This window comes from Ornithinibacillus liuyingii, from assembly GCF_055550225.1.
This window is the reverse complement of sequence record NZ_JBPWOS010000007.1, coordinates 1-25683: the sequence shown is the minus strand read 5'-3', so window position 1 is coordinate 25683 and position 25683 is coordinate 1. Positions and strand designations below refer to the sequence as shown.

Annotated in this window: 27 protein-coding genes and 1 other annotated feature; of the genes, 1 reads left to right on the top strand and 26 read right to left on the bottom strand. The window is 35.9% G+C overall.

What is annotated here, in order from left to right; translation table 11 throughout:
- Nucleotides 1-8: 8 nt before the first annotated feature.
- The 4 genes from ACSKT4_RS10550 to cccA form a co-directional block, all read right to left on the bottom strand.
- The gene (locus ACSKT4_RS10550) at nucleotides 9-1319 is read right to left on the bottom strand and encodes a DEAD/DEAH box helicase (RefSeq protein WP_186869931.1); all 1311 of its coding nucleotides are present in this window, start codon (nucleotides 1317-1319) and stop codon (nucleotides 9-11) included.
- Between the two features lie 37 nt (nucleotides 1320-1356).
- Nucleotides 1357-2484 carry a Nif3-like dinuclear metal center hexameric protein gene (locus ACSKT4_RS10545; RefSeq protein ID WP_186869932.1) on the bottom strand — a complete coding sequence of 376 codons (1128 nt, stop codon included), beginning with the start codon at nucleotides 2482-2484 and terminating at the stop codon, nucleotides 1357-1359.
- Nucleotides 2468-3178 (bottom strand): tRNA (adenine(22)-N(1))-methyltransferase, encoded by a 711-nt coding sequence (locus tag ACSKT4_RS10540; RefSeq protein ID WP_186869933.1) that lies wholly within the window; start codon nucleotides 3176-3178, stop codon nucleotides 2468-2470. The genes ACSKT4_RS10545 and ACSKT4_RS10540 overlap by 17 nt, the downstream gene beginning before the upstream one ends.
- Nucleotides 3179-3254: 76 nt before the next feature.
- Complete coding sequence (gene cccA, locus ACSKT4_RS10535) at nucleotides 3255-3620, bottom strand: cytochrome c550 (protein WP_186869934.1); 366 nt, start codon at nucleotides 3618-3620, stop codon at nucleotides 3255-3257.
- A 571-nt stretch (nucleotides 3621-4191) separates the two neighbouring features.
- On the opposite strand from cccA, the gene ACSKT4_RS10530 reads away from it, so the two are divergent.
- Nucleotides 4192-4338 carry a hypothetical protein gene (locus ACSKT4_RS10530; protein ID WP_186869935.1) on the top strand — a complete coding sequence of 49 codons (147 nt, stop codon included), beginning with the start codon at nucleotides 4192-4194 and terminating at the stop codon, nucleotides 4336-4338.
- Here ACSKT4_RS10530 and rpoD read toward each other — a convergent pair.
- From rpoD to deoC, 22 genes are all read right to left on the bottom strand, one after another.
- Nucleotides 4335-5456, bottom strand: coding sequence for an RNA polymerase sigma factor RpoD (rpoD, locus tag ACSKT4_RS10525; protein WP_186869936.1), 1122 nt, complete (start codon nucleotides 5454-5456; stop codon nucleotides 4335-4337). The two genes, ACSKT4_RS10530 and rpoD, sit on opposite strands and share 4 nt — an antisense overlap.
- Nucleotides 5457-5484: 28 nt before the next feature.
- A complete protein-coding gene (dnaG, locus tag ACSKT4_RS10520) occupies nucleotides 5485-7293 on the bottom strand; it encodes a DNA primase (protein ID WP_186869937.1) in 1809 nt (602 codons plus the stop codon).
- A 457-nt stretch (nucleotides 7294-7750) separates the two neighbouring features.
- A complete protein-coding gene (locus ACSKT4_RS10515; protein WP_186869938.1) occupies nucleotides 7751-8551 on the bottom strand; it encodes a pyruvate, water dikinase regulatory protein in 801 nt (266 codons plus the stop codon).
- A gap of 19 nt (nucleotides 8552-8570) precedes the next feature.
- Nucleotides 8571-9200 (bottom strand): CBS domain-containing protein, encoded by a 630-nt coding sequence (locus tag ACSKT4_RS10510; protein ID WP_186869939.1) that lies wholly within the window; start codon nucleotides 9198-9200, stop codon nucleotides 8571-8573.
- A 177-nt stretch (nucleotides 9201-9377) separates the two neighbouring features.
- Nucleotides 9378-11462, bottom strand: a complete 2085-nt coding sequence (gene glyS, locus ACSKT4_RS10505) for a glycine--tRNA ligase subunit beta (protein ID WP_186869940.1) — start codon at nucleotides 11460-11462, stop codon at nucleotides 9378-9380.
- Nucleotides 11462-12340 (bottom strand): glycine--tRNA ligase subunit alpha, encoded by an 879-nt coding sequence (gene glyQ / locus ACSKT4_RS10500; RefSeq protein ID WP_186869941.1) that lies wholly within the window; start codon nucleotides 12338-12340, stop codon nucleotides 11462-11464. The genes glyS and glyQ overlap by 1 nt, the downstream gene beginning before the upstream one ends.
- Nucleotides 12341-12539: 199 nt before the next feature.
- Nucleotides 12540-12717: a binding site (T-box leader), on the bottom strand.
- 54 nt (nucleotides 12718-12771) lie between these two features.
- Nucleotides 12772-13515: a DNA repair protein RecO gene (recO, locus tag ACSKT4_RS10495; protein ID WP_186869942.1), complete on the bottom strand. Its 744-nt coding sequence runs from the start codon at nucleotides 13513-13515 to the stop codon at nucleotides 12772-12774.
- A 27-nt stretch (nucleotides 13516-13542) separates the two neighbouring features.
- A complete protein-coding gene (locus ACSKT4_RS10490) occupies nucleotides 13543-13695 on the bottom strand; it encodes a YqzL family protein (protein ID WP_186869943.1) in 153 nt (50 codons plus the stop codon).
- Nucleotides 13696-13867: 172 nt separating this feature from the next.
- Nucleotides 13868-14770: a GTPase Era gene (gene era, locus ACSKT4_RS10485; protein ID WP_186869944.1), complete on the bottom strand. Its 903-nt coding sequence runs from the start codon at nucleotides 14768-14770 to the stop codon at nucleotides 13868-13870.
- Between the two features lie 413 nt (nucleotides 14771-15183).
- A complete protein-coding gene (locus ACSKT4_RS10480; protein WP_343221424.1) occupies nucleotides 15184-15549 on the bottom strand; it encodes a diacylglycerol kinase family protein in 366 nt (121 codons plus the stop codon).
- Nucleotides 15527-15991, bottom strand: coding sequence for an rRNA maturation RNase YbeY (gene ybeY / locus ACSKT4_RS10475; RefSeq protein WP_186869945.1), 465 nt, complete (start codon nucleotides 15989-15991; stop codon nucleotides 15527-15529). Before ybeY ends, ACSKT4_RS10480 begins: the two co-directional genes overlap by 23 nt.
- On the bottom strand, nucleotides 15991-18120 hold the full coding sequence (locus ACSKT4_RS10470) for an HD family phosphohydrolase (protein ID WP_186869946.1): 2130 nt from the start codon (nucleotides 18118-18120) through the stop codon (nucleotides 15991-15993). Before ACSKT4_RS10470 ends, ybeY begins: the two co-directional genes overlap by 1 nt.
- Nucleotides 18117-18242, bottom strand: coding sequence for a hypothetical protein (locus ACSKT4_RS10465; RefSeq protein ID WP_255488111.1), 126 nt, complete (start codon nucleotides 18240-18242; stop codon nucleotides 18117-18119). Before ACSKT4_RS10465 ends, ACSKT4_RS10470 begins: the two co-directional genes overlap by 4 nt.
- Complete coding sequence (locus tag ACSKT4_RS10460; protein ID WP_186869947.1) at nucleotides 18211-19179, bottom strand: PhoH family protein; 969 nt, start codon at nucleotides 19177-19179, stop codon at nucleotides 18211-18213. Before ACSKT4_RS10460 ends, ACSKT4_RS10465 begins: the two co-directional genes overlap by 32 nt.
- A gap of 2 nt (nucleotides 19180-19181) precedes the next feature.
- The gene (yqfD, locus tag ACSKT4_RS10455) at nucleotides 19182-20405 is read right to left on the bottom strand and encodes a sporulation protein YqfD (protein ID WP_186869948.1); all 1224 of its coding nucleotides are present in this window, start codon (nucleotides 20403-20405) and stop codon (nucleotides 19182-19184) included.
- A 23-nt stretch (nucleotides 20406-20428) separates the two neighbouring features.
- Nucleotides 20429-20710 carry a sporulation protein YqfC gene (gene yqfC, locus ACSKT4_RS10450; RefSeq protein WP_186869949.1) on the bottom strand — a complete coding sequence of 94 codons (282 nt, stop codon included), beginning with the start codon at nucleotides 20708-20710 and terminating at the stop codon, nucleotides 20429-20431.
- A 96-nt stretch (nucleotides 20711-20806) separates the two neighbouring features.
- Entirely contained in the window at nucleotides 20807-21322 is a 516-nt protein-coding gene (locus ACSKT4_RS10445) for a hypothetical protein (RefSeq protein ID WP_186869950.1), read from the bottom strand.
- A 32-nt stretch (nucleotides 21323-21354) separates the two neighbouring features.
- On the bottom strand, nucleotides 21355-22347 hold the full coding sequence (floA, locus tag ACSKT4_RS10440; RefSeq protein ID WP_186869951.1) for a flotillin-like protein FloA: 993 nt from the start codon (nucleotides 22345-22347) through the stop codon (nucleotides 21355-21357).
- A 48-nt stretch (nucleotides 22348-22395) separates the two neighbouring features.
- A complete protein-coding gene (locus ACSKT4_RS10435) occupies nucleotides 22396-23730 on the bottom strand; it encodes an NfeD family protein (RefSeq protein ID WP_465823378.1) in 1335 nt (444 codons plus the stop codon).
- A gap of 273 nt (nucleotides 23731-24003) precedes the next feature.
- On the bottom strand, nucleotides 24004-24450 hold the full coding sequence (locus tag ACSKT4_RS10430; RefSeq protein ID WP_186869953.1) for a GatB/YqeY domain-containing protein: 447 nt from the start codon (nucleotides 24448-24450) through the stop codon (nucleotides 24004-24006).
- 15 nt (nucleotides 24451-24465) lie between these two features.
- On the bottom strand, nucleotides 24466-24642 hold the full coding sequence (gene rpsU / locus ACSKT4_RS10425; RefSeq protein ID WP_042145999.1) for a 30S ribosomal protein S21: 177 nt from the start codon (nucleotides 24640-24642) through the stop codon (nucleotides 24466-24468).
- A gap of 168 nt (nucleotides 24643-24810) precedes the next feature.
- A complete protein-coding gene (gene deoC / locus ACSKT4_RS10420; RefSeq protein WP_186869954.1) occupies nucleotides 24811-25482 on the bottom strand; it encodes a deoxyribose-phosphate aldolase in 672 nt (223 codons plus the stop codon).
- Nucleotides 25483-25683 lie beyond the last annotated feature (201 nt).

The window sequence follows — 25683 nt, the reverse complement described above, 5'->3', positions numbered from 1 at the left end:
CTCCCCCATTATTTCTTTCTATTTTTACTTTTAATCATATTTTTCTTAATGGATTCCTGTTGTCTTTTCATCTTTTTCTTATAGCCCGGTTTTACCTTCTTAGGCTTACGAACCTGCTTCCATGCTTCTTTTTCAACCTCTGTTGTTGTCTTCAGACGCAGATTTCGTTCATTCCATGCTTTTGCATCTTTCCACTCACCATTTCTTACATCATAAAAGACAAATTCTAATCCTTTTTGTTCAAGCTTTTCGATTAGCTTGAGATCTTCTTCTCGATATAAGCTTATAGCAGTTCCTTCCATTCCAGCCCGTGCTGTTCTACCTACACGGTGAATATAGAACTCTTCCTCTTTCGGAAGTTGTGCATTTATGACATGACTTACTCCTTTAATATCAATTCCTCTTGATGCTAAATCAGTAGCAACTAAATATTGATATTTAAGACTTTGAATCTCTTTTAAAATCCGCTTTCTTTCTCGAGGTGTAAGCCCACCATGAATAATCCCTACATTAAGACCTTTTTCTAACAGTTTTTCATGAAGTTTATCTGCATTCTCTTTACCGTTAGTAAAAATAATGGCTAGATAAGGATTGATTGCCTCGGATAGTTGATAAATGATTTCATCTTCTGCACGATGCTTAACAGCAACTAAACGATGCTCCATTGTTTCAGGAGATAATTCATTAGCAATCTTAACATGTAGTGGATTTTCTAAATACTTTTTAAAGAAGTGTTCTAGTCGTTGTGGAATGGTTGCAGAGAATACCATTAATTGTATATCTTGCTTACAACGAATTAATAATTGATCTAATGTCTCAATAAAACCTAAATCAAGCATTAAATCCGCTTCATCAATGACAAAGGAAGTAGCAGAATAAATCGAAATCACTTCTTCTTTCACTAAGTCTAAAATACGACCAGGGGTACCTACAATAATATGTGGAGGCTCTTTCAACTTATCAATCATTTTTTGTTTATCTGTTCCTCCAACTAACAGCTTCGTTTTCCATTCCTCTTCTTTACCAGCCAATTTGATAATTTTTTTCACTTCATCATATAGCTGTGTCGCAAGCTCGCGTGTTGGTGCTGTAATTACGCTTTGTATTTCTTTTTTATTCGCGTCTAATTGGTTAAAGATTGGGAGTAAAAAAGAGTGTGTTTTTCCTGAACCAGTATGGGATTGTCCAATGACACTTTGCCCTTTTAATATAGCAGGAATAACTTTCAGCTGGATTTCTGTTGGCTGCTTAAATTCCAAACTTTCAATTACATCTAGCATAATTGGGTTGAACGATATTGATTTAAATGTTTTATTCATACGATTACTCCTTTAAGTGCCTTACCAAACTAAATTACTATCGATATTGAAAAGGGTCTGTGTTCGTCTCCGAAACAATTATTTCAAGTGATTTATTTAAGGTTGCATCTTCTTTGATTTGTTGTTCTAAATATTGTTTCGTAGCAGACTTCATGACTTTTTCTATATAATGCCCAGCATCAATAACGGAAATTCCCATTTCAATCGCTTCTTGTGCTACATGGAATGTCATATCCCCAGTAATGTAAACGTCTGCTTTCTTCTGTATAGCAGAGTGAAAATATTTTTCACCACTTCCACCTAATACAGCCACCCTCTTAACTTTACGGTTACTATCCCCTGATACTCTTACGTAGTTTACCTCTAGGACATTCTTTACTTTAGTCACGAATTCATCTAATGTCGTTACTTCCTTCAGATTCCCAACCCGGCCTAACCCAATTTTCTCGCCTTCATTTTTTAATGGAATGACATCATATGCCACTTCTTCATAAGGATGAGCAGCAATCATTCCTTTTAATACATTGGAAAGAATGCTTTGTTGGACGATTGTTTCCACTTTTACCTCTGGAACCATCTCCAATTGATTCTTTTTCCCAATAAAAGGATTCGCTTCTCCTAAAGGCATAAATGTGCCTGTTCCTATGGTCTGGAATGTACAATGACTATAATGACCAATGTGACCAGCTCCTGCTTTAGCTAATGCATCTGTCACAACTTCTACATGCGTTTCTGGTATATAGACAACAACTTTACATAATGAATCTTCATTAGTTTCTACTAATACTACCTTATCTTCAAGACCAATTAAATCAGCTAATAAATCATTTACGCCACCTTTTGCAACATCAAGGTTCGTATGTGCTGCATATACGGTTATATCATGCTGAATTAATTTTTTTATTATTCGACCACGCCAGCTGTCGACATTTATTTCTTTTAAAGGTTTGAATAATAATGGGTGATGTGCAATGATTAAATCTACCTCATTTTCGATTGCCTCTTCCACTACAGATTCCAGTACATCTAATGTAACCATGATTTTTCTTACTGGTTTATTGTACGAACCTATTTGTAAGCCTATATTATCCCAATCGTACGCGAAAGCTTTGGGAGCCCATTTCTCCATAAGGCTAAAGATATGTGCGTTAGTTGTCTGGCTCATGACGTAGCACCTCCTCAATCCAACTTAATTGCTCCTCAAATTTCCCTATTTTCATGGTATCTTGTACTTTAGCTTGCTTCATCTGACGAATAACGTTTATTAATTTATCTCGTTCAGACTTCCATTTTTTAAAGAACAATGCATCTCGTCGGTTTAATAAAATTGGGCCAAAAAGCAATTGCTGATCGGATAGTGTTTCCTTATTATTCGACCGTTGCCCAACAATAATTTCATAGATATGTCCATTTTCTTCTAGTATAGCTTCATCCTCAATAATGAATCCATTCTCCATGTACCAACTACGTACATTTTTTTCATCGACATTTGGCTGGGCAATAATTAAATTGACTTTTTCGAGCTTGTCCTTCCCATTTTCTAGGATCGAACGGATTAATGCTCCACCCATACCAGCAATAACTACCTGATTAACTTCTCCTTGTTGTAGAACAGCCAAACCATTACCTAATCTTGCTTCAATTACATCCTGTAACTGGTAGGTCTTAATCGTATCGATTGCACTAGATAGTGGTCCTTCATTTACTTCTCCAGCAATTGCTCTTGCGGTCGAGTCATTACTGCATACATAACAAGGCAAGTACGCATGATCAGATCCAATATCGGCAAAATGTGCCCCTTTTGGTAAATAAGAAGCGACCTTTCGCAGTCTATTAGATAACTTTATTTCCTCTGCCATAACTAGCCTCCTCTTTCAAATACATAATAAAAGAAAAGCTTTCTGTATTATATCAGAAAGCTTTCCCCGACACTATTTATTTCTTCTCACTTAACCATTCAGAAATAATTGCAATTTCTTCTTCAGCAAGCTGCCCTAGTTGAGCTGGCATTCCGCCTTCTGTACCATTGGTAACGATATCTTTAATTTCATCTAAAGATAATTCAGAACCAACTGCATCTAAAGCAGGTCCCATACCACCAGAAAGGTCTGCCCCATGACAATGCAAGCAACTTGTTTCGTAAATTTCTTCCGGATCTTCCATGATTACTTTATCAGCTTGTCCTTCGTCCCCTTCAGCAATCTGTGTCCTTTGATGATTACCCACAAAAGAAATAACAATTACTGCTAGTACCCCGACAATGGCAATCATTGCAAAGGGGATTAATGGGTTTCGTTTCATTAGTATTTCCTCCTTATGTATCCCCAGAATAAAATATTATTCCACATAGCTATATCTATTCTATATGAAAAATGCTTTAGTTGAAAGAAAAAAGATGTGAAAAATTTACGAACAATAACAAAATAATAGCTAAAACACTTGACAACATTAAATAACGATAGTTAAGTTTTTTTCCTAACCAATACCAAGTTACGAAAATTAATAGAAATATACTAATGGTAACATATGGGTTTATTTGAAGTTTATTCGTTATTAAATCTGTAGTCATTAATAATATAACTAGTGGAACAATAACTGAAATATGTACATAGTTTATCTTATTCCTGTAAAAATAACGAAACACCCAAATAGAATATCCCATAAAAAGAACTAAAATACTCAGTTGCAAAATGAAACTAAATTGAGTAAAATAAACTACAAGAAATGAAAACGGTACCATTAACACTAAAAGTATTAGCTGAATATAAAGGAAAGGTTTATACTTCTCTCTCTTTATATCCGATAACGAATTATCGTTCCCTTGTGTATATAATGCTAACAAGAAATCGCACTGTGATTCAGGAAGTAATTTATGCTCCTTCCAATACAGGATTTCTTTTACAATGGTACTAGTACGATCATCTGCCAAATTAATCACCCCAATGCAGATTTAACGACATACAAAAAAAGAAAGAAGGAAAGTCATTGCTCTTATACGACCAATGACCAACCCAATTAATCTAAAAAGTCTTTTAAACGTTTACTACGACTAGGGTGTCTTAGCTTACGAAGTGCTTTTGCTTCAATCTGACGAATTCTTTCACGAGTTACACCAAATACTTTACCGACCTCTTCTAACGTACGAGTACGACCATCATCTAGACCAAATCGTAATCGAAGAACATTTTCTTCTCTGTCGGTTAATGTATCTAATACATCTTCTAGTTGCTCTTTTAATAATTCATAAGCAGCATGATCAGAAGGTGAGATTGCTTCCTGGTCTTCAATAAAGTCACCTAAGTGAGAATCGTCCTCTTCACCAATCGGTGTTTCTAATGAAACAGGTTCCTGTGCGATTTTTAGGATTTCACGAACTTTATCAGGCGTTAGATCCATTTCTTCACCAATTTCTTCTGGTGTTGGTTCACGACCAAGATCCTGTAATAACTGTCTTTGAACACGGATAAGTTTATTAATCGTTTCAACCATGTGTACAGGTATACGAATCGTTCTTGCTTGGTCAGCAATAGCACGAGTAATGGCTTGTCGAATCCACCAAGTTGCATACGTACTAAATTTAAATCCTTTACGATAATCAAATTTTTCAACAGCTTTAATAAGACCCATATTGCCTTCTTGGATTAGGTCAAGGAATAGCATTCCTCTACCTACATATCGCTTAGCAATACTTACTACTAAACGTAAGTTAGCTTCTGCTAGTCGTTTCTTAGCTTCCTCATCACCTTGTTCAATACGAGTAGCTAATTCTATTTCTTCTGTAGCAGATAATAAATCAACACGACCGATTTCTTTTAAGTACATTCGTACCGGATCATTAATTTTAATTCCTAGTGGTACGCTTAAATCATTGATGTCAAATTCTTCTTCTTTTTCGATTTCTTTCATTTTCGGGTCATCATCAGACTCACCAATTACATCAATACCTTGATCAGCAAGATTTTCATAGAATTCATCCATTTGATCTGGCTCAATTACAAAGCTAGATAGGCGATCCGCAATTTCCTCGTAGGCAAGAACACCACGTTTCTTACCAATCTCTACAAGCTGTTCTTTCGCTTGTTCTAAAGTTAACTCAGGCTCATTTTCTTTTGTTTGTGAAGTATTATTGTCAGCCATGAGTCCCCCTCCTTCCATACTACTTAAATCAATTTAAATGCTTAACTTGTCTTTGTAATTCTATTATCTTTAGTGCAATTTGCGCTGCTTTTATTGGGTCATTCTGTTGTTCAGCTAATCGTTGTTCGGCTTTTAGCTGTTTAATGCTTACTCCTGCACTACTTTCATTACGAATAATCTGTATATAATCATTAATTTCTCTATCACTGATGTCCGTCTGGGTAGGAATTAACGCAAGTTCAATAACCAATTTCCTTAATTTCTCATCTACTATACGTTCAATGAATATGCTAACATCTTCCAGATTATCCTCTTCATAAAACGCATATAAGTGTGTAGCGATGATTTTATGATCATCAATATTGAAGGAAACGCCAATATCCTCCTGAACTTTATCAGCGATGGACCGATTCTGAAGCATGTAAGCCAAGAGCTGTCTTTCAGCATTATGGAAAGCTGGTAATAATTTACCTCTTGACTTTTCTACCCTATTAGTATATCTGTCTTTTTCCCTCTTATCCTTACTGGTACCGAGTTTTTGTCGGTGTTGTTCTATTTCTCCTAATAAGGATTCCATTGAAATATTATATTCTGTACTTAGTTCTTTTACGTAAAATTCTCTTTCAACAGAACTATCTAGATTAGCTATTTCTTTGAGTACCTCTTCTAGATACTGCAGGCGGTCACCTTCAAGACTTAAGTTAAAGTCTTTCTTTAAATACTGCATGTAAAAACTCATAAAGGTTTTGCTTGCTCCAATAACCTCTCGCTTAAAAGCCTCTCCACCAAACCTATTTATATAACTATCTGGATCAAGATTATCCTTTAAGCTCGCAATTTTCACTTGACAGCCAATCTCTTCAAGTAATTTCGCCGCTTTATAAGTAGCTTCCACCCCAGCATTATCACCGTCATAACAAATCACGACCGTTTCCGCGTATCTCCTAAGAAGCTTTGCTTGTACTTCGGTAATCGCCGTCCCCATAGTAGCTACCACATTTTGGACACCAGACTGAAATGCCGTTATAACATCCATATATCCTTCAAACACAACAACCTCATTTTGTTTTCGGATATATTTCTTTGCTAAATCAAAGTTGTATAACATTTTACCTTTTTGAAACATATCGGATTCAGGGCTATTTAAGTACTTTGGTTCCTGTCCTTCCATCGCCCTTGCACCAAATGCAACCGTTCTACCTAAATGATTCCGGATCGGGAATATAACCCTTCCCCTAAATCGATCTGTAACGGAATCATCTTGTCCCCTGGTAAGAACCCCATATTTTACTAGCATTTGCTGATGAAAGCCTTTCTTCTGCAAGAATGTAGCTGTAAAATCCTTCGTATTAGGTGCATACCCAAGTTGAAACGTATCTATCGCTTCATTAGTAATACCCCTCTCCTGAAGATAATCCAAACCTACTTTCCCATCCTTCGTATATCGTATTAGATGGTGATACAGTTTCGTTAACCATTCATGTGCAGAAAGTACTTGTTGACTTTCTTTGGATAACGAAGATTCTTGTTTAATGGCATGTTCAGGAAGCTCAATACCAGAACGATCCGCAAGATGCTTAATTGCTTCAAAAAAGTTAAAACTTTCCATCTCCATTAAGAAGGTCACTACATTCCCTCCCTTTCCACAACCAAAGCAATGAAAGATTTGCTTTTCTTGTGTAACAGAGAAGGATGGTGATTTTTCACCATGAAAAGGACAAAGTCCAAAATAATTCCTACCTTGTTTCTTTAATTGGACATATTCACCAACCACATCCACGATGTCATTAGCATTACGAATTTGTTCAATTAATTCATCAGATATTTGGTTCGCCATATAAACCACCAGATTTCAGGATTTCATATACTATTTATTCGATATCCTCCTAATAAAATCCTTCATATTTCGACAAGTTTTTTGAGAAAGTCGAAAAAAATTCCTTCTATTATGAAAAACGCTTAGAAGGATATAGAAGTCATCTTGATTTGCATTAGGTTTGTTTTTCCGTATAATCCTAAAATTCATAGTCTAGACTGTTTTTGTTAAGTCTAATAATACTATTCTACAAAAAAATGCAGATTCCTTCTTTAAAATGAATGTTTTATTTTTCAGAATATCTCCTAAAGTTTCTTTGTACTATTCTATACAATATCAAGTATTTTTACACAAAAAATTATTATAATACATTTCCTTTAAAATTACTATTAATTAAATTAAAATATGCAAGTTTTTTTTACTTTTTTAAAACCGTAGTAAAGGAGCATGCCCCAAAGCAATGCTCCTAACAAACTAATTATTCTTTTATTAAACGTAAAATATGGTTTGCTGTTTCTTCAACTGCTTTATTAGATACATCAACAACTCTACATCCAATTCTTTCCACAATTTTATTAAAATAATCCAATTCTTGGTGAATTCTTTGAATGTTGGCATATGTTGCCTGATCTCCCAAACCTAATGCCTTCAATCTTTCTTTTCGAATATCATTTAGCTTAATAGGTTCAATGCGCAATCCGATACATTTCTTTGGATCTACCATAAATAATTCCTCAGGAGGTTCCACTTCTGGTACGATTGGTATGTTAGCAACCTTTAATCGCTTATGTGCAAGAAATTGAGACAATGGTGTTTTAGACGTTCTTGAGACACCAATTAAAATGATATCCGCTCTAGAAATTCCTCTTGGATCACGTCCATCATCATATTTTACCGCAAACTCAATTGCTTCCACCTTTTTGAAATAGTCTTCATCTAACTTATGAACTAGTCCTGGTTCTTGACGAGGCTTTTTGTCAAAGAAACGTTCCATCGCTTGAAGCATTGGCCCCATAATATCAATCGCCTCTATATTTAATTCACTTGCTTTTTGATTCAAATAATCACGCAACATTGGATCTACTAGTGTAAACCCTATGATACTTTCCGTATCCTTTGCCCGAAATAAAACTTCGTCAATTGTTCTAATATCTTCAACATACGGTACTCGTTGAATATCATAATGATGTGTAAATTGACTTAATCCCGCTTTTATCACTAATTCTGCCGTCTCACCCACAGAATCAGATAGGATAAAAACATGCTTTTTGCTATTCATTCGCATCATCCCCCTAGGGTTAGATATGATTATCTGTGATTAATTCGACAAAGACATTTGTAATTGTCGTTTTCGTTACCCGTCCAACTACCTCTAGACCTTTTGGTGTGTCCTTTACTACAGGAACCCCATCAATTTGTTTATTAATAAGATTCTTCGCTACATCAATTAACAAGTCTTCTTTTCTGCACACGGTAATATTCGGCATCCTTGTCATAATAATATGGACCGGTAAGGCACTTAAATCTTGCTTTCCAATTGCCGCACGTAGTAAATCTTTTCTCGATACAACGCCAATTAAACATGAATGTTCATCCACGATAAACAATGTGCCAACATCCTCTAGGAACATGGTCGAGATGGCATCATATACCGAAGCACTTTCTTGCACCACAATCGGTATCGAATGATATTCATGGACCTTAAACTTTTTAATCTTCTCTGTTAATAATTCCGATCCAGTTTTTCCAGTGTAAAAATAACCAACACGAGGTCTTGCATCTAAAAATCCCGCCATTGTTAATATTGCAAGATCAGGCCGTAATGTCGCTCTAGTCAAGTTTAATTGTTCTGCAATATGCTCACCAGTAATTGGACCATTATTTTTAACAATTTCTATTATTTTTTCTTGTCGATTGGATAATTCCACTATTTCACACCACCCAACGGTTTTAGAAAAACCTGCATTTTTTCTTAGTGAATGCAATTAGTTTTCCTTATGCAGGTAGCCTATTTCGTAATACTTCACTACCCGCCGAATAAGACATACTATTTAATAATATTATAGCCCACTTACACTGGAAAGAGAAATTAGTATGTCTACTTTTTAAAAATGCTGTTTCCACTCGATCGCATTTAAGTTTGCAAAGCTATTTAGTAAAATGGCGATACGATTTAATAATGCCAAACGATTTGTTTTTAATCGCTCATCCTCTGCCATAACCATATTGTTATCAAAGAATTGATGGATAGGTTCTGCTAGCTTCTCTAGTTGAACGAATGCTTCCTGATAATTATCTTTCTCTAGCCATGATTGATAGCTCTGTTTTATCTTCTCATACGCTTCATATAATGATCTTTCGGAATCTGTTTCAAAATAAGCAGCATTTACTTCCATTTCATCCGTTTTCGAAGCTAAGTTCAATACCCGAACCAAAGCTTCTTGTATCGGTTTAAAGCTTTCTTCATTACGTTTTGATGATAAAATGCTAGCCTTCTGAATGATAGCTGACATAACACCAATTTCCTCACCAGTTATAGCCTGAATGATGTCTTGTTCAATGCCTCTTTCTTTTAACACGAAGGCAACTCTTTGTTGTACAAAATCATGTAATTCTTGTTGTACCAATTCTATATTAAAATGTTCTAGAATCAAGGATTCATATAGCTCAACGGCAATGTTAAATAGTTCGGCAACATTAATTTCCCAGCCTCGTTCATTCGCTATACGTAAGATTCCAATTGCTTGACGACGCAATCCGTATGGATCTTGGGAGCCTGATGGCTTAAGACCGACACCAAGGCATCCTACTATCGTGTCTAATTTCTCCGCAACACTTACAACCGAACCAACCAAAGTCTTTGGTAATTCTCCACCTGCACTTGTCGGCATATAATGTTCTTTAATAGCAACTGCAACAGCTTCATCTTCTCCAAATATCCGAGCATATTTTTCACCCATAATACCTTGAAGCTCGGTAAATTCACTTACCATATTAGTCATCAAATCAAATTTAGAGATTTCAGCAGCCCGCATAATCTGTTTCTTTTCATTCTCATCAATTGTAATAGTCTCTGCTATTTTTTTAGAAATACTGATTACGCGATTAACTTTATCATAAATGGTTCCTAGCTTTTCTTGGAAAACAACATTCTTTAATTTTTCCTGATAAAAATCAATCGTCTGCTTCTGATCCTCTTCATAGAAAAACTGGGCGTCAGACAATCTGGCTCTCAATACTTTTTCATTTCCTTTAATTACTGTTTCAATAGCATGACTATCTCCATTACGGACTCCTACAAAATAAGGTAACAATTCCCCAGAATTAGATTTTACAGGGAAATAGCGTTGGTGTTCCTTCATGGACGTCACTAACACTTGTTCAGGTAATTGAAGGAAATCCTTTTCGAATGATCCAACAAATACTGTTGGGTATTCTACTAAGTTCTTTACTTCCTCTAATAGATCTTGTTCGATAGGCACTAGAAAGTCATGCTGATTCTCTATTTGTTTGATCCCATCTAGAATTATCTTCTCTCTCTCATCTGCATCGACAATGACAAAGCTATCTTTCATTTTTTCCTTATAGTCTAAAGGGTGATGAAGCGTAATTTTATCACCTAAGAAACGATGTCCAAATGTTTCATTATTGGTTTGTACTTGTGCAAGAGTAAACGGAATAATCTCCTTATCATAAAGCGCCACTAACCACCGTATGGGTCTAGCATATCTCATCGATTGCTCGCCCCAACGCATGTTTTTACCAAATTGGATAGATTCAATGATACGCTTAAACTCTGGTAAAATATCCTTTGTTGGTTTCCCTTCAATTAATTTCTTAACAAATATATAAGTAGTACCCTTTATATCCTTTGTATAAATATCATCTACTGATTTACCTTGACCTTTTGTAAAACCAATAGCAGCCTTCGTCCAATTACCATCTTCATCTTTGGCAATTTTAATAGCAGGTCCCTTTGCTTCTTCCTCAATCGTAGCTTGATTTTCATCCATATCTTGTATTAGAATAGCTAGCCTTCTAGGGGTTGAATAGGTTTCGATTCCTGTATAGGTAATCCGTTCTTCCTCTAACCAGCTTCTTGTTTTATCTTCCAATTGCTTCTCGGCATCATCAATAAATCGTGCTGGAAGTTCTTCTAGACCTATTTCAAACAACACATTCTTTGCCATTATTTTTCCTCCTTCTTCAGCATTGGGAACCCTAGACGTTCTCGTTCCGCAACATAAGCTTTTGAAATGTTACGTGCTAAATTTCGAATTCTCGAAATGTATCCAGTTCGTTCTGTTACTGAGATTACACCTCTTGCATCTAACAGGTTAAAAGTATGGGAACATTTCAGTACGTAATCATAAGCAGGGAAAATAAGCCCTTTTTCCATTGTTTTTTTTGCCTCTTCTTCATACATTGTAAATAATGTAAATAGCATATCAACATTAGATTCTTCAAATGTATAAGTTGAATGCTCATATTCTGGTTGTTTGAAGATATCTTTATAAGTAAAGCCCTCTGTCCATTCTAAATCAAATACATTCTCTTTATCTTGGATATACGATGCTAGTCGCTCAATTCCATACGTTAATTCAACGGTTACCGGATTCGCTTCTAACCCGCCAATTTGTTGGAAATATGTAAATTGCGTAATTTCCATCCCATCAAGCCACACTTCCCAACCAAGACCAGCTGCCCCAAGAGTTGGATTTTCCCAATTATCTTCTACAAATCGAATATCATGTTCTAGTGGATTGATCCCTAAAGCCTTTAAAGAATCTAAATATAGTTCCTGGATATTATCTGGAGAAGGCTTGATCACAACCTGGAATTGATGATGCTGATACAGACGGTTTGGGTTTTCACCATATCGTCCGTCATCTGGTCTACGGGACGGCTCTACATAAGCAACTCTCCATGGCTCTGGACCAAGACTACGTAGTAATGTCATCGGGGACATTGTCCCAGCACCTTTTTCAACATCATAAGCCTGCATTAAAATACAGTTCTGTTCTGACCAAAACTTTTGCAATGTTAAGATCATGTTTTGAATATTCATGAATACTACCTCCGTTTAGGTTTTTTTAGGATAATCTAGTAATGAACTTTTCAAAAGAGAAGTGACCTAAGCGTTCCTACCGCTTTACTCAGTAAAACACGAATCTCATATAGGTAAGGATAAACAACCGGTATTAAGTCTGGGAACCACTTACTCTAAATCAAAAAACCCGTCCCTATGCCTATAAATAACTTATAGACATAGGGACGGGTTTAAATCCGCGGTTCCACCCTATTTGCTTTATTGATTCATAAAGCCACTTTACTCGGGTCATGCTCCAGAGCGCCATTCCTAACTGCCCCAATATCCAGCTCTCACCACCCTGGATTCGCTACTAATGGTAAACAGAAAGTACTCTTCTCTTTCATCACAATCTATCAAATATGTATCATATTACTTTATTAGTGTGGTATTTGTCAATATAAAGGTCATTATTGCAGCTTATCAAGCTGATTTAGAAATTTTCTAGTTTTTAAATAATACCCACCATAGCGGTCATAATAATTATCTAACAATCCTCGTAACAATAACTTGTTTTCTTCTTTAACCGATACATTACCTACTCTTTCTAATCCAACACTGGAGAAAATATATAATAGCTTTACGACTGAATTCGATAATGGAACAGACTCCGGATCGAGATGACGACATTTCGAACAAAGTAAGCCACCTTCTATCATAGAAAAGGTAAAGGGAGGATTTTTCTCACCACAGTGTGCACAACAGTCCACCGTAGGCGCAAAACCTCCAGCCCGATATAACTTCATTTCATACATCATGAGTGGTATATCTACGTCATGATGATTACTTATCCATTCCAAGGTCTTCGTTAGTTGTGTATATATCTCTAGATTAGGTACATGTTCATCGAGTAACTTATCTGTCAATTCCATTAAATAGGCAGCATAGGCCGTCTTTACAATGTCCTCTCGAATAGATCGGTAGGAATCAATAATTTCTCCCTGTTGTATATTGCTTAAACCTTTATTAAGATAAACAAAAAATTGACCATAAATGAATGGCTGCGTAACAGCAGCCATCCTGCTTTTTGGTTTCTTTGCACCTCTTGCAATTGCAGAAAATTTACCTATTTTATTACTAAATATCGTAACAATTTTATGTGTTTCACCATAGTCTTTTGTTTTTATTATGATACCATCTATTTTCTCTAGCATACATAATCCCCTTTATATCACTGCATGCTACATATTTGAATCAACCGGTAAGTTCTCCAGATTATTTTCTGAGCCATTTTCTAAATTTAGCTCTTGAGGTTCACTTTCTAACTCTTTCATCAATAAATAGGTCTCAATATTTCCTGTTTGACTGAATAATTTCCATACTAAGTCGATCACAAGAAAACACACCTTCCTTTATACTTTTCTACAAGTATCTTTTCTAAGTTAGAATACTGCTTACATCTTAAATTAATCTGGATACATAGGTTGCATGACAGGCAATCCATGTTCCGGATATGCTTATCTTCTCCACTCTAAAAGAAAGAATTAGTTATAATTTTTTCCAACTTTAATATTCATCTTGGCGGAATCCATATTCAAATAATTGGCTTTGCTTATTTCTCCAGTCTTTTTGTACTTTTACCCATAGTTCGAGATAAACTTTAGAACCTAATAACGCTTCAATATCCTTGCGTGCCTCTTTTCCGATATTCTTCAGCATGCTTCCCTGTTTACCAATTAATATCCCTTTTTGTGATTTCCTTTCCGTCACAATTACTGCTTGTATAAAAATGGCATTTGATTCACGTTTTTCAATGTTTTCTATTACAACAGCGATAGAATGTGGTACTTCTTCTCTAGTTGAATGAAGTACCTTCTCTCTAATTAATTCACTAATGATAAACCTCTCTGGATGATCCGTTACTTGATCAGCTGGGTAAAATTGTGGCCCCTCTGGTAGATGGTTTTTAAGTACTTCTAAAAGATGGGTAACATTATTCCCTTGCAATGCAGATATAGGAATAATTTCTTCAAAATCATATTTTTCTTTATATAATTCAATCAGTGGTAATAGCTTATCAGGATGTACTAAATCGATTTTATTTACCACAAGAAAGACTGGACTTTTCACACGTTCAAGGCGATCCATAATAAATTGATCTCCTCTACCATATCCCTCTTCTGCATTAATCATAAACAGTACTGCATCTACTTCATTCAATGTATTTTCAGCAATTTTAACCATAAAGTCACCTAGACGATGCTTTGGCTTATGTATTCCCGGGGTATCTATAAATATAAATTGTGCATCTGATTGGGTTAATACACCTTGAATTTTATTTCTAGTTGTTTGTGGTTTATCACTCATAATGGCTATCTTTTGACCAATTACTTTATTCATAAATGTTGATTTCCCAACATTTGGTCTACCAATAATAGCTATAAATCCTGATTTGTAGTTGTTTTCCATGTATGAAATTCCTCCAAGAAGTTTATTTTTACGATTTTCGTTTCTATGTTTGGTCTATTATACTACAAATTCTTCCTTGTTTCATGTTATCGACAAAACCTTTAAAAAGATTATATGCTTCGATAAGCCTCATTATGAAAAGATCATATTTGCTCGTTTTTTAGCGAAATTGTGAGTTAAGTCACCAACTATCGTATTCTTTACTTTATGATTATTCAGCTAGCTAAGTGCTATACTCTATTCCTTTCTACAAATACTCGTTGTAAAGTAACAACTTCAAGTAAGCTTTCTTATAGTGATGGAATCTTTACAAATAGAAATGCTTACATCTATCGAGACAAAAAACAGACCTATTGAAGAATATCCAATAGGCCTGGATTTTTCCTAAGTAAGTTCGTTACTGCTTCGTATTCCTAAAATATTTTCGGAATAAAGATGACAAATCCCACGATTATAGCCGTGAGAGAAGCTATTAGAACCGCACCTGCTGCTATATCTTTTATCTTCTTAGCCGCTGGGTGGATCTCAGGTTTAACATAGTTGATTATTTCTTCAATTGCTGTGTTTACCATTTCAGTGGTAACAACTAGACCAATTACAATGATAACAGCCAACCACTCTATTGTATCAATATCGAAATAATATCCGGCAATGACCACTAGAATAATCGATAGCATATGCAAGCGAAAGTTATGTTCTGATTGGAACACTTCCTTTAACCCATTTAAGGCATATGTAAAGCCAATAGATTTCCTTTTACCTTCCAAGATTAAACTCACCTAGTATTTCCTCTTGTTTTTGAAACATAACCTTCTCATCTTCTTTCGTCATATGATCATAACCTAATAGATGTAGAAAACCATGCACAGCTAAAAAGCCTAATTCTCTTTCATACGAATGATTGTAATCCGCCGCTTGTTCTTTTGCTCTTTCAACTGAAATGATAATATCACCTAGCACAACCGGTAAGTCTTCTCCAACGATTTCCACTTCGTCATCCGCTGTTTCTTCTAATGCGAATGAGATAACATCGGTTGGCTTATCTAAGTTACGATAATCTCGATTAATCTCTTGTATTTCCTTGTTATTGACAAACGTAACCGAAACCTCAGCATGATTCGGTACAGCTTCTTTTTTGGCAGCAATTTCAAGTAATCCTGTAATTAATTTAACTTCATCTTCTAACACCGAATTGGTATTATCTTGAAAATCTATATCCATTATTTTGCCTCCTTTGATGGGTATTGGATTCTAGAGTGAAAAATTCCTTTTAATGTTTCACAAATGGTTTGATGGACGATTTTCACTTCTTTAATCGTTAGCGGACATTCATCTAACTGTCCATCCATTAATCGCTCATTTACAATATTTGATACGATTTCTTCAATTTTTTCTTCAGTAGGTTCCTGTAATGAACGCACCGCAGCTTCTACAGAGTCACAAATAGATATAACAGCAGCCTCTTTAGTTTGCGGTTTCGGACCAGGGTACCGGAAATCTGCTTCTCTTGTTGTTGGGTTCTGTTCTTTCTCTTTGAAATAAAAATACTTTAACAATGTGGTACCATGATGTTGCATTGCGACATCGATAATCTCCTTAGGCATACGATGCTTCTTGAGTAGTTCTGCACCATCATAAGGATGGCGTATAATAATTTCAGCACTCTGCTCAGGTGAAATCATGTCATGTGGATTTTTAATGGACAATTGATTTTCAATAAAATAATGCGGTCTTACCGTTTTCCCAATATCATGATAATAGGCAGCTACTCTAGCTAATAAACCATTTGCCCCAATTGCATCACATGCAGTTTCACTTAAATTAGCAACCATAATGGAGTGATGGTAAGTTCCAGGAGCTTCTGTTAAGATTTTTTTGAGTAATGGTTGATTAGGACTAGATAATTGTAATAGCTTTATATCAGATAGTATACCAAGACCTGTTTCAAAAAATGGTAGTAAGCCTATTGTTAAGACAGCTGATAAAAAGGCAGAGGCTAAACCATATCCAGATAAAAGTAATAAATCAGCTAATGAATATTTTTCAAAGGACAAGAATACAAATAATAGTATCGTAACAATATTCGCAATGGACATTCCGATACCAGATCGAACAATCGATAATCGATCCTTAACATTCATTAAACATACGATCGCAGCAAATTGTGAGAAAAAGAAATAGACAACCGCTTCTATATTAAGCGTACCTGGTATTTGCCCATTAAATATGATACCACCAAGAATAGCATATAATGCCGTTAACACGATAGCTAATCGTTCATTGATTAGCTGCTTAACTAAGAGAACCCCAGTTGCTACAGGCACAATAAAGAAGAGCTCATTAGCATGTGTCGTAAATAGACTAATCGTCTTCATTAAAGAAACAACGAAAAAGCTGATTAATAAGATAGAAGCAATAGCTCCTTTATCCAATCTCTTATAATTATCGATTCGGTTCATCTCATAAAAAATGATCGATCCAATCAATAAAATGAGAATAGCTAATCCGATAACTGGAAATACATTACGGTCTTCATTTAAAAGTCCAACTAATTGAAGTTTTTCATATACTTCGTTTGTAATGGTCTCTCCTTCTCTAACAATTACTTCACCAGCATTAATCATAACTGGTTCAACCGTACTAGCTGCCTGTTTTCTTGCCTCTTCTGTCTTATCAGCATCGTAGAAAGAGTTCTCAACAATAACAAATTCGGTCAATTCTTGTAATGCCTCAATTAAATTATCATCTAATGTAGAATAGCGAATATTTTCTTTAATACTTTCGATGGCACTATTCATATTCGCTGTTCGTACACCAGTTTCGTATACCTCTTGAACGTAGGTAATGAACAGTTCTTCCCCTTGTTCTCTTTCCTCAGGTGATACATCAATTAACCTAAGAAATACACTGTCATCCACTTTTTCCGTTATACTGTTGGATATTAATTGTTTTAATCGTTCTACTTTTTCACGATTGTTTAAAGGAACTGGTGCGTCGCTATCATCCTCTTTCATGGACTCCGCTTCTAATTTTTCTACAGCATTAAATATTTCTGCTATGTATCCAATCTGTTCCTGGGCTATTTCTGTTGAAATATCAAATCGATCCTGTACGGATTGATAAACTTCTCTTGTCTTCCTCTTCGTCTCTTGTTGATTTTCTATTGTAATTGGTGAACGAATAGTTTCTCTTGCCGTTGTGAGAGGCTCAATATCATACGTTTCCGTATATACATTATTAAAGGATAATAGAAAAAAATAAAGGCTTAATGCGATAATCGGTACAACAATACGTAGAAATTTGCTTCGCGTTTTCATAATATATTCTATAATATTCTTAAACGAATTCATGATTTCACCTCTTTATCTTCATATTTCCCATCAAGTAATTCATTATTTCGAAAAATAAAGAAATAAGACCCTCCAAACGGGTCTCCTAGACTAATCAATCTTGTTGCTTTTTTCGTATGCATCAATGATTCGCTGTACCAATGGATGCCTCACTACATCTGTTTGTGTAAGATGGACAAAAGAAATTCCTGTTATAGCACCTAACATTTTCTCTGCCACATGTAGTCCAGACCTTTTTCCTTTCGGTAAATCAATTTGCGTTACATCACCAGTTATAACCATTTTCGAACCAAAACCTAGTCGAGTCAGGAACATCTTCATTTGTTCAGGAGTTGTATTTTGCGCTTCATCTAAAATAACAAAGGCATCATCTAGTGTACGTCCTCTCATATAGGCTAGAGGAGCAATCTCAATTGTCTCTCTTTCTATTAATCGTAGTGTATGTTCTGCCCCTAATACATCATTTAAGGCATCATACAATGGTCTTAAGTAAGGATCAACCTTCTCCTTCAAATCGCCAGGCAAAAATCCTAAGCTTTCACCTGCTTCAACAGCTGGTCTAGTTAAAATGATTCGCTTTACTTGACCATTCTTAAGAGCTTGAACAGCCATAACAACTGCAAGATAAGTTTTACCTGTTCCTGCAGGACCTATACCAAATACTAAATCATTCTCTCTTATGGCAGTTATATAACTTTTTTGTCCAAGGGTTTTAATCCGAATGGACTTTCCTTTCACATTTTTTGTGATAACATCCTCAAATAGCGTTTCAAATTGATTGATTCTACCTTCCTTTGCAAGCTCAATCGCATAAACAATATCACGCTCAGCTATTGTTATCCCCTTACGGACTATGTTTAGAAGGGTTAAAAGGATATCCTGTACAATTGCAATATCACTATCAGTTCCAGAAACACTAATTTTCTCTCCTCTTGTTATAATAGAGACGTTAAGTTTTTCTTCAATATGTTTTAAGTATCTGTCATTATTCCCAAAAAGCTCGAGAGCCTCTTCTGGATTGGTTAGTTCAATATCAATTGCGTTTAAATTATCAGGCATATTCAATCTCCTTGAGTTATAGGTTGTGCTTTAGCAATATTTTCCTCAACTGTCATATACAATTCTAATTTAACTTTACCATTCTCTACAGATTCATGCAAAACTTTTTCTGATACAATCTTAGCTTCCGGTCCAAGCTGCAGTTGAAGCTCCTCTTTCGCTTGTTCGATACCTGCTTTTCTTGCCTGTTCCTTCGTTCGTTCTAACTCGTGATACTGTTTTTCACTTAAAGTTGTTTCGATTATTTTTAACGGCAAATCCCATTTTATGAATTTTATTGGCGTTTCGACGCTATCATAGTGAATCTCCTCATATTCAGGTGATCCGAATCCCCATATTGGTAATTTAAAGTTACGAATGCCTAAATAATATTTTTTCTCCTGTTGTCCAGTAACAAGTTCATAATTTTGATTTAATGGAATACTAACATTCATTTCGTACCATGTTCTAGCAATAATTTCACCTTCTGCTGGTACGACTATCGAGTTATTTTTCTTTTCTTTTTCATTATCCTGATTCTGTGCTATTTCATTTAATGTACCCGAAACTAGAACTTGTCCAGGCTGCACGTAATCATTAATTTCCACTTTTGGTAAGCCTTTTGCGACATACATTTTCTTGATAACACCCTTCTTTGTCGCCACTAAGTCCCTCGGTCCCCCTATTTCTTCCTCTTTAACAACAATTTTTTCTACTCCTTCTAATTGAAAGGTTGTCCCTTTTTGCCTCACACCAACCCAAAGCAATTCAGGAATGTCATTGGTTAGTTTCTGCTGGATAATTCCTGGTGAATCTAATGTAAAAATCCAAGCACCTGGATGAATACCATACTCATCTAGTTGTTTGGCGATTTTTTCTTCGATTTCGATAGGTAAATCACCCGTTACCTCTACTTTCCAAATGATATTAGACATAAAAAGGATCATTAATATACTCATCACGAACGATAGGACAAATTCTCTTCTTCTTATAAAGCGACTTATTATAAATGGGTAACCTTTCCGTTGCTCAAACGTAATCTTATATTTTTTATCACGTCTTAATTGTTTAATTCTAGCTATATCAGATAGCCTAACATTACCACTACACGTATCGTTACCTTCCCTTTTAATATTCCATACGGTAATACCACGATTGGCACATGCTTGGAAAAAATGATCTGGCAAACGACCTTTTACCACAATTCTTACATATCCCTTGAAATATGACCCCTGTATCTGTTTCATTTCGTCCTCCCATTAACTAACGTTTATCCTGGAATAAACTTAACATCTGTTATGTTTCCTTCCAGTAATATTTCTTCTGGTAACATCATCTTTAGTACAAATGACGATCCTTTTATTTGGATATAGCCCTTTGTTGTTTTTAACCTTAATTCGTCGTCCGTGAATACGGCGAGTCCTTTATGATTTTCAATGTATACATGTATTTGGCCAATAATCGTTATTCTGGGTAGTTCCATTACAACATCAGAAGGCAGTGCAAGGTATTTTACTAGCCATGGTCGTAATCGTTGTTGTAATTTCTTCACAGATGTGAGCCCCCTCTCACATACATATTTATGAGAAACCGAAACAGATAAGAACTAAAAAACCCAAAAGCATCATAAGGATGCTTTTGGGTTTCATTATCGTGATATATGTCTTTTTCTCTCTGTTATTACATTTTGGTAAGGCTTCCTTGCTCTTGGTGGGCCTAGCACCTCCGACATAATGATGCCTTGTACTAATCCACGTCGATTAAGGCCAGTCTTTACCTCTTTCTTAAATTTCTCTTTATTTTCAACTACCTTGTCCGTAGCCTGATGCTTAATCGCATCCTGTATACTAGATCCTAATCCCACATCCTGTTGACTTATGTCATCAAGATTCACCTTAGATCCAGTATTCATCCTGCTTTTTAACTGTTCCATTTGCAGCTTTTGCTGTTCTTCAATAGAAGGTTGCACAGGAGCAGTTCTTTGAGTCGTACTCCGCGTTCTCTCTTGACCTCCTGAAGGGGTAGGATTTGGTCTAGGTACATTCGTTGGTCGACTTGGTGTTCGTTGCTTTTTCTCATTTTGCTCATTGTTGCCAATCATTCCTTTAATAATCCCAAAGAGGATAATGGCAATGAGAGGTAAAAAATTTAATATTTCTTCCATCATGTCCCCCCTTCCTGTTAATAGCAACTAAATTACTTATTCTCATCGTTGTTTTCTTTAGATAATTTTCCGATAGAATCACGCATATCAGTGTCTGCATTAATATTTTCGTAATTCAAATAATCCATCACACCTAATTTTCCAGAACGTAATGCTTCTGCAAGTGCAAGTGGTACTTCCGCTTCTGCTTCCACCACTTTCGCACGCATTTCTTGTACACGCGCAACCATTTCTTGTTCTTGCGCTACTGCCATTGCACGACGTTCTTCGGCTTTTGCCTGTGCAATATTTTTATCCGCCTCTGCTTGGTCAGTTTGTAGAATCGCTCCAATGTTCTTACCGATATCAACATCTGCAATATCAATCGATAGAATTTCGAATGCTGTACCAGCATCTAACCCTTTAGAAAGGACAGTATGTGAAATAGAATCTGGGTTTTCTAAAACTTTTGCATGTGTTTCTGAACTACCAATTGTACTTACGACACCTTCCCCAACACGGGCGATGATTGTTTCTTCACCAGCACCCCCTACTAGACGATCGATGTTAGCACGTACTGTAATTCTTGCTTTTGCTTTTACCTCGATACCATCCATGGCAATACCAGCAATAAATGGTGTCTCAATTACTTCAGGGTTAACACTCATTTGTACTGCCTCTAATACATCACGACCAGCAAGGTCAATAGCTGCAGCACGTTCAAATGATAACTCAATATTTGCACGATGTGCAGCGATCAAAGCATTTACCACCCTATCAACATTACCACCAGCTAAGTAGTGACTTTCTAGTTGATTTGTTTTAACATCAAGTCCTGCCTTGTGTGCTTTAATTAATGGGTTAATTACTCGACTAGGTACCACTCGACGTAGACGCATTCCGATTAATTGAAGTATACCTACCCGAACACCAGCAGCTAATGCACTAATCCAGAGTGTAACAGGTATAAAAGTAAATAGGATTGCAATTGCAATCAAGATCACAGCGATTAAAATCACCGGAAAAATGTATTCTTGTGGATCCATATAAAATTCCTCCTAAAGTTTATTTATCTTATAGGTTATTAATTAACCTTATAATTCCCTAACTAGTATACGTGCTCCTTCAACTTTTACTACTTTAATTGGTACATTTGCTTGAATAAAACTACCTTCCGATACTACATCCACTCTGTCTTTCCCTAAGATAGCAACTCCAGAAGGTCTCAGAGCTGTCGCTGTAACACCTACCATACCAATTAATTCAAGTCGATTTTCATTGGACACATAGCCTAACTCTGTAGTTGTTCGGTCCCGAAGTATGACATGACGAAACACGCCTTTATCCAGACCTACTCTTCTAAATAAGATAACAGATGCAATGATGACAACTAGTAAAGCAATTGCAACACTTATCGTCATATGTCCAATATTAGCACCTGACATAAAGATTGAACCAATTATGGCACCAACTCCTAATAAGCCTAATATACCACCTGGAACAAAGAATTCAGCAATAAGAAGTGCTATACCGATAACTAAGATAATAATTGCTTCCATCCCAGCAAGTCCTGCAACCACATGACCATAGAAAAATAATACTAATGAGATTATTCCTATACTACCTGGCACACCAAATCCCGGGGAGTACAGTTCAACAATTAATCCCAAGCCTGCTAGTGATAATAGGATGGAAATAACGATTGGGTTCGTAATAAATCTAGCTATGTTCTCTGCAAGAGTAGTTTCTGTTTGAATAATAGTTGCATTCGATAATCCTAGCTCATGCAGCAATTCAGTACGGTGGGATACAATTCCTTCAGCATACCCGACTTCCACCGCTTCTTGTGGTGTTAAGGTTAAAAATTCTCCCTCCGGTGCATCTAGTTCGGGTAAATCAATACTAGAATCTGCCATGGCAGCTGCATATAGAGGGTCTCTTCCACCAGCCTCAGCGGCACTAGTCATGGCCTTTAGCCAAGCTGACTGTGCTTTCTTGTCAGCCGCAGTCCCATCTGAATTAATAACACCACTTGCTCCCATCGTAGCTCTTGGAGTCATATATATGTTATCGGTATGAAGCGCTATATAAGATCCAGCAGATAGGGCTTGACTAATAATAAATGATGTTGTTGGAATATCTAAATCAGCAATAATCGTTCCAATATTATCAGCCGCTTGCACGCTTCCACCTGGAGTATTAATCTCAAAAATGATGTAATCTGCACCAGCTTCTACAGCCTCTTTAGTTGTTCTAGATAGAAAGGCTTCTAATCCCCGTTCCACATCATTTTCAATCGGGATGACATAAATCAGCTTACCCCCACCCTGTTCATCCGCATGTGCAACTTCTCCAGTATTAGGTGAAAATACCGATAAAAACAAAGTAGCGAATACGGCAATATAGAGTATCAATCGTTTTTTCGGCAATGATGGCACCTCCTTTATACACCTATTCATACGTTGTGAGTCTATGTAAGGTTTCAAAAAAGATTAAAAAATGGTTATTAACTATAGTAAATAGTATCATAATTTGATGGTGGAACGGTAGGGATATGAGAAAGGATAGGATATAAATTTCATACCACCATTATGTATAAGGGAAAAAAGACGGTCTTAAGCAAAATCCAATAACACATTACATTTTAAAGTTCCCATTTAAGTAAAAAACCCTTGCCTATCAGCAAGGGTTTCTTGGGTATACTAATTCAAGAATTCTTGAACTAATTTATTAATTTTAGAGCCATCAGCTTTACCTTTTACTTTTGGCATAACCGCACTCATCACTTTACCCATATCTTTTTTTGAAGATGCACCAGTTTCTTGAATCGTTTCTTGAATAATAGCCGAAAGCTCTTCATCTGAAAGTTGTTTAGGCATATATTCTTGAATGATTTTGATTTCCGTTTCAAGTTTTTCAACAAGATCATCGCGTCCAGCTGATTTAAATTCTTGGAGGGAATCTTTTCTTTGTTTCATTTCTCTTGATAAAATTGATAATTCTTCGTCTTCCGATAAATCACTTTTACCAAGCTTTATCGATTCGTTCTGTAATGAAGCTTTAACCATGCGAATCACACTAAGTTTTTCTTTGTCCTTACTCTTCATCGCTTGCTTCATATCATCGTTCAACTGTGTAAGTAATGACATCTTCTAGCACCTTCTTTAGAATTTACGCTTTCTAGCAGCTTCAGATTTCTTTTTACGACGAACGCTAGGTTTTTCATAGTGTTCACGCTTACGATATTCTTGTAGTGTCCCACTTTTTGCAACACTACGTTTAAAGCGACGAAGAGCATCCTCAAGAGACTCGTTTTTACGAACGCGAGTTGTATTTGACATGCTAATTTCCCTCCCTCCGAAGCATAAAACAGATTATAAAGACGAATGACATATCACACGCCTTTTGTAATTATAATATAACACGAAACATCGGTCAACTGATTATTTCTTGTTCGTGTTTTTTTCTTTCTCTTACAGTTTGAGACTACTATTATTTAGGCAATATCATTAATAATCAGAAGACCCTTGATTACCATTGATAATGTCTACTCCTGCACTAGCACCAATTCTTGTTGCACCCGCACTAATCATGGCTTCTGCTCCAGCTAGGTCACGAACTCCACCAGATGCTTTTACTCCCACATCCGGTCCTACTGTTTTACGCATTAATGTAATATCTTCAACGGTTGCGCCTCCTCCAGAGAATCCTGTTGAAGTTTTTACAAAGTCGGCTCCAGCTTCTTTAGCGAGTTTACAAGCACGTACTTTTTCATCGTCTGATAGTAGCGATGTTTCGATGATTACTTTAGTTAATGCTTGTCCTTTAGCAGCCTCAACTACAGCTTGAATATCTTGCTTAACAAATTCATCATTACCTGCTTTCAATTCTCCAATGTTAATGACCATATCTACTTCTGTAGCACCATCGGAAATTGCTTGTTTTGTTTCAAATACTTTTGCTTTGGTAGACGTTGCTCCTAATGGAAAACCGATTACTGTACATACTTTTACTTCCGTATCTTTTAAATACTCATAACATAAGGATACCCAATGTGGATTAACACAAACGGATGCAAATTTGTATTCTTTCGCTTCTTCTACAATCTTTAGAATACTATCTTTTGTTGTATCTGGCTTTAAAAGCGTATGATCAATATATTTTTCTAAATTTTGTATCATGGTTAACTCCCCTTTATCAGTTGTACGTACCTCTTAGGTATCATAGCATTTTCTAAAATAAAAAGCTATTTATTATCGGTTATTCTAAATAAAATGCCCAGTCTGGCACTTACCCCCAAAAGTTAGAGTAGTATATCTAACTTTTGGGGGTGTTTTTTATGTCCAAATATAGTGAGGAATTTAAAATAAAGCTTGTTATTG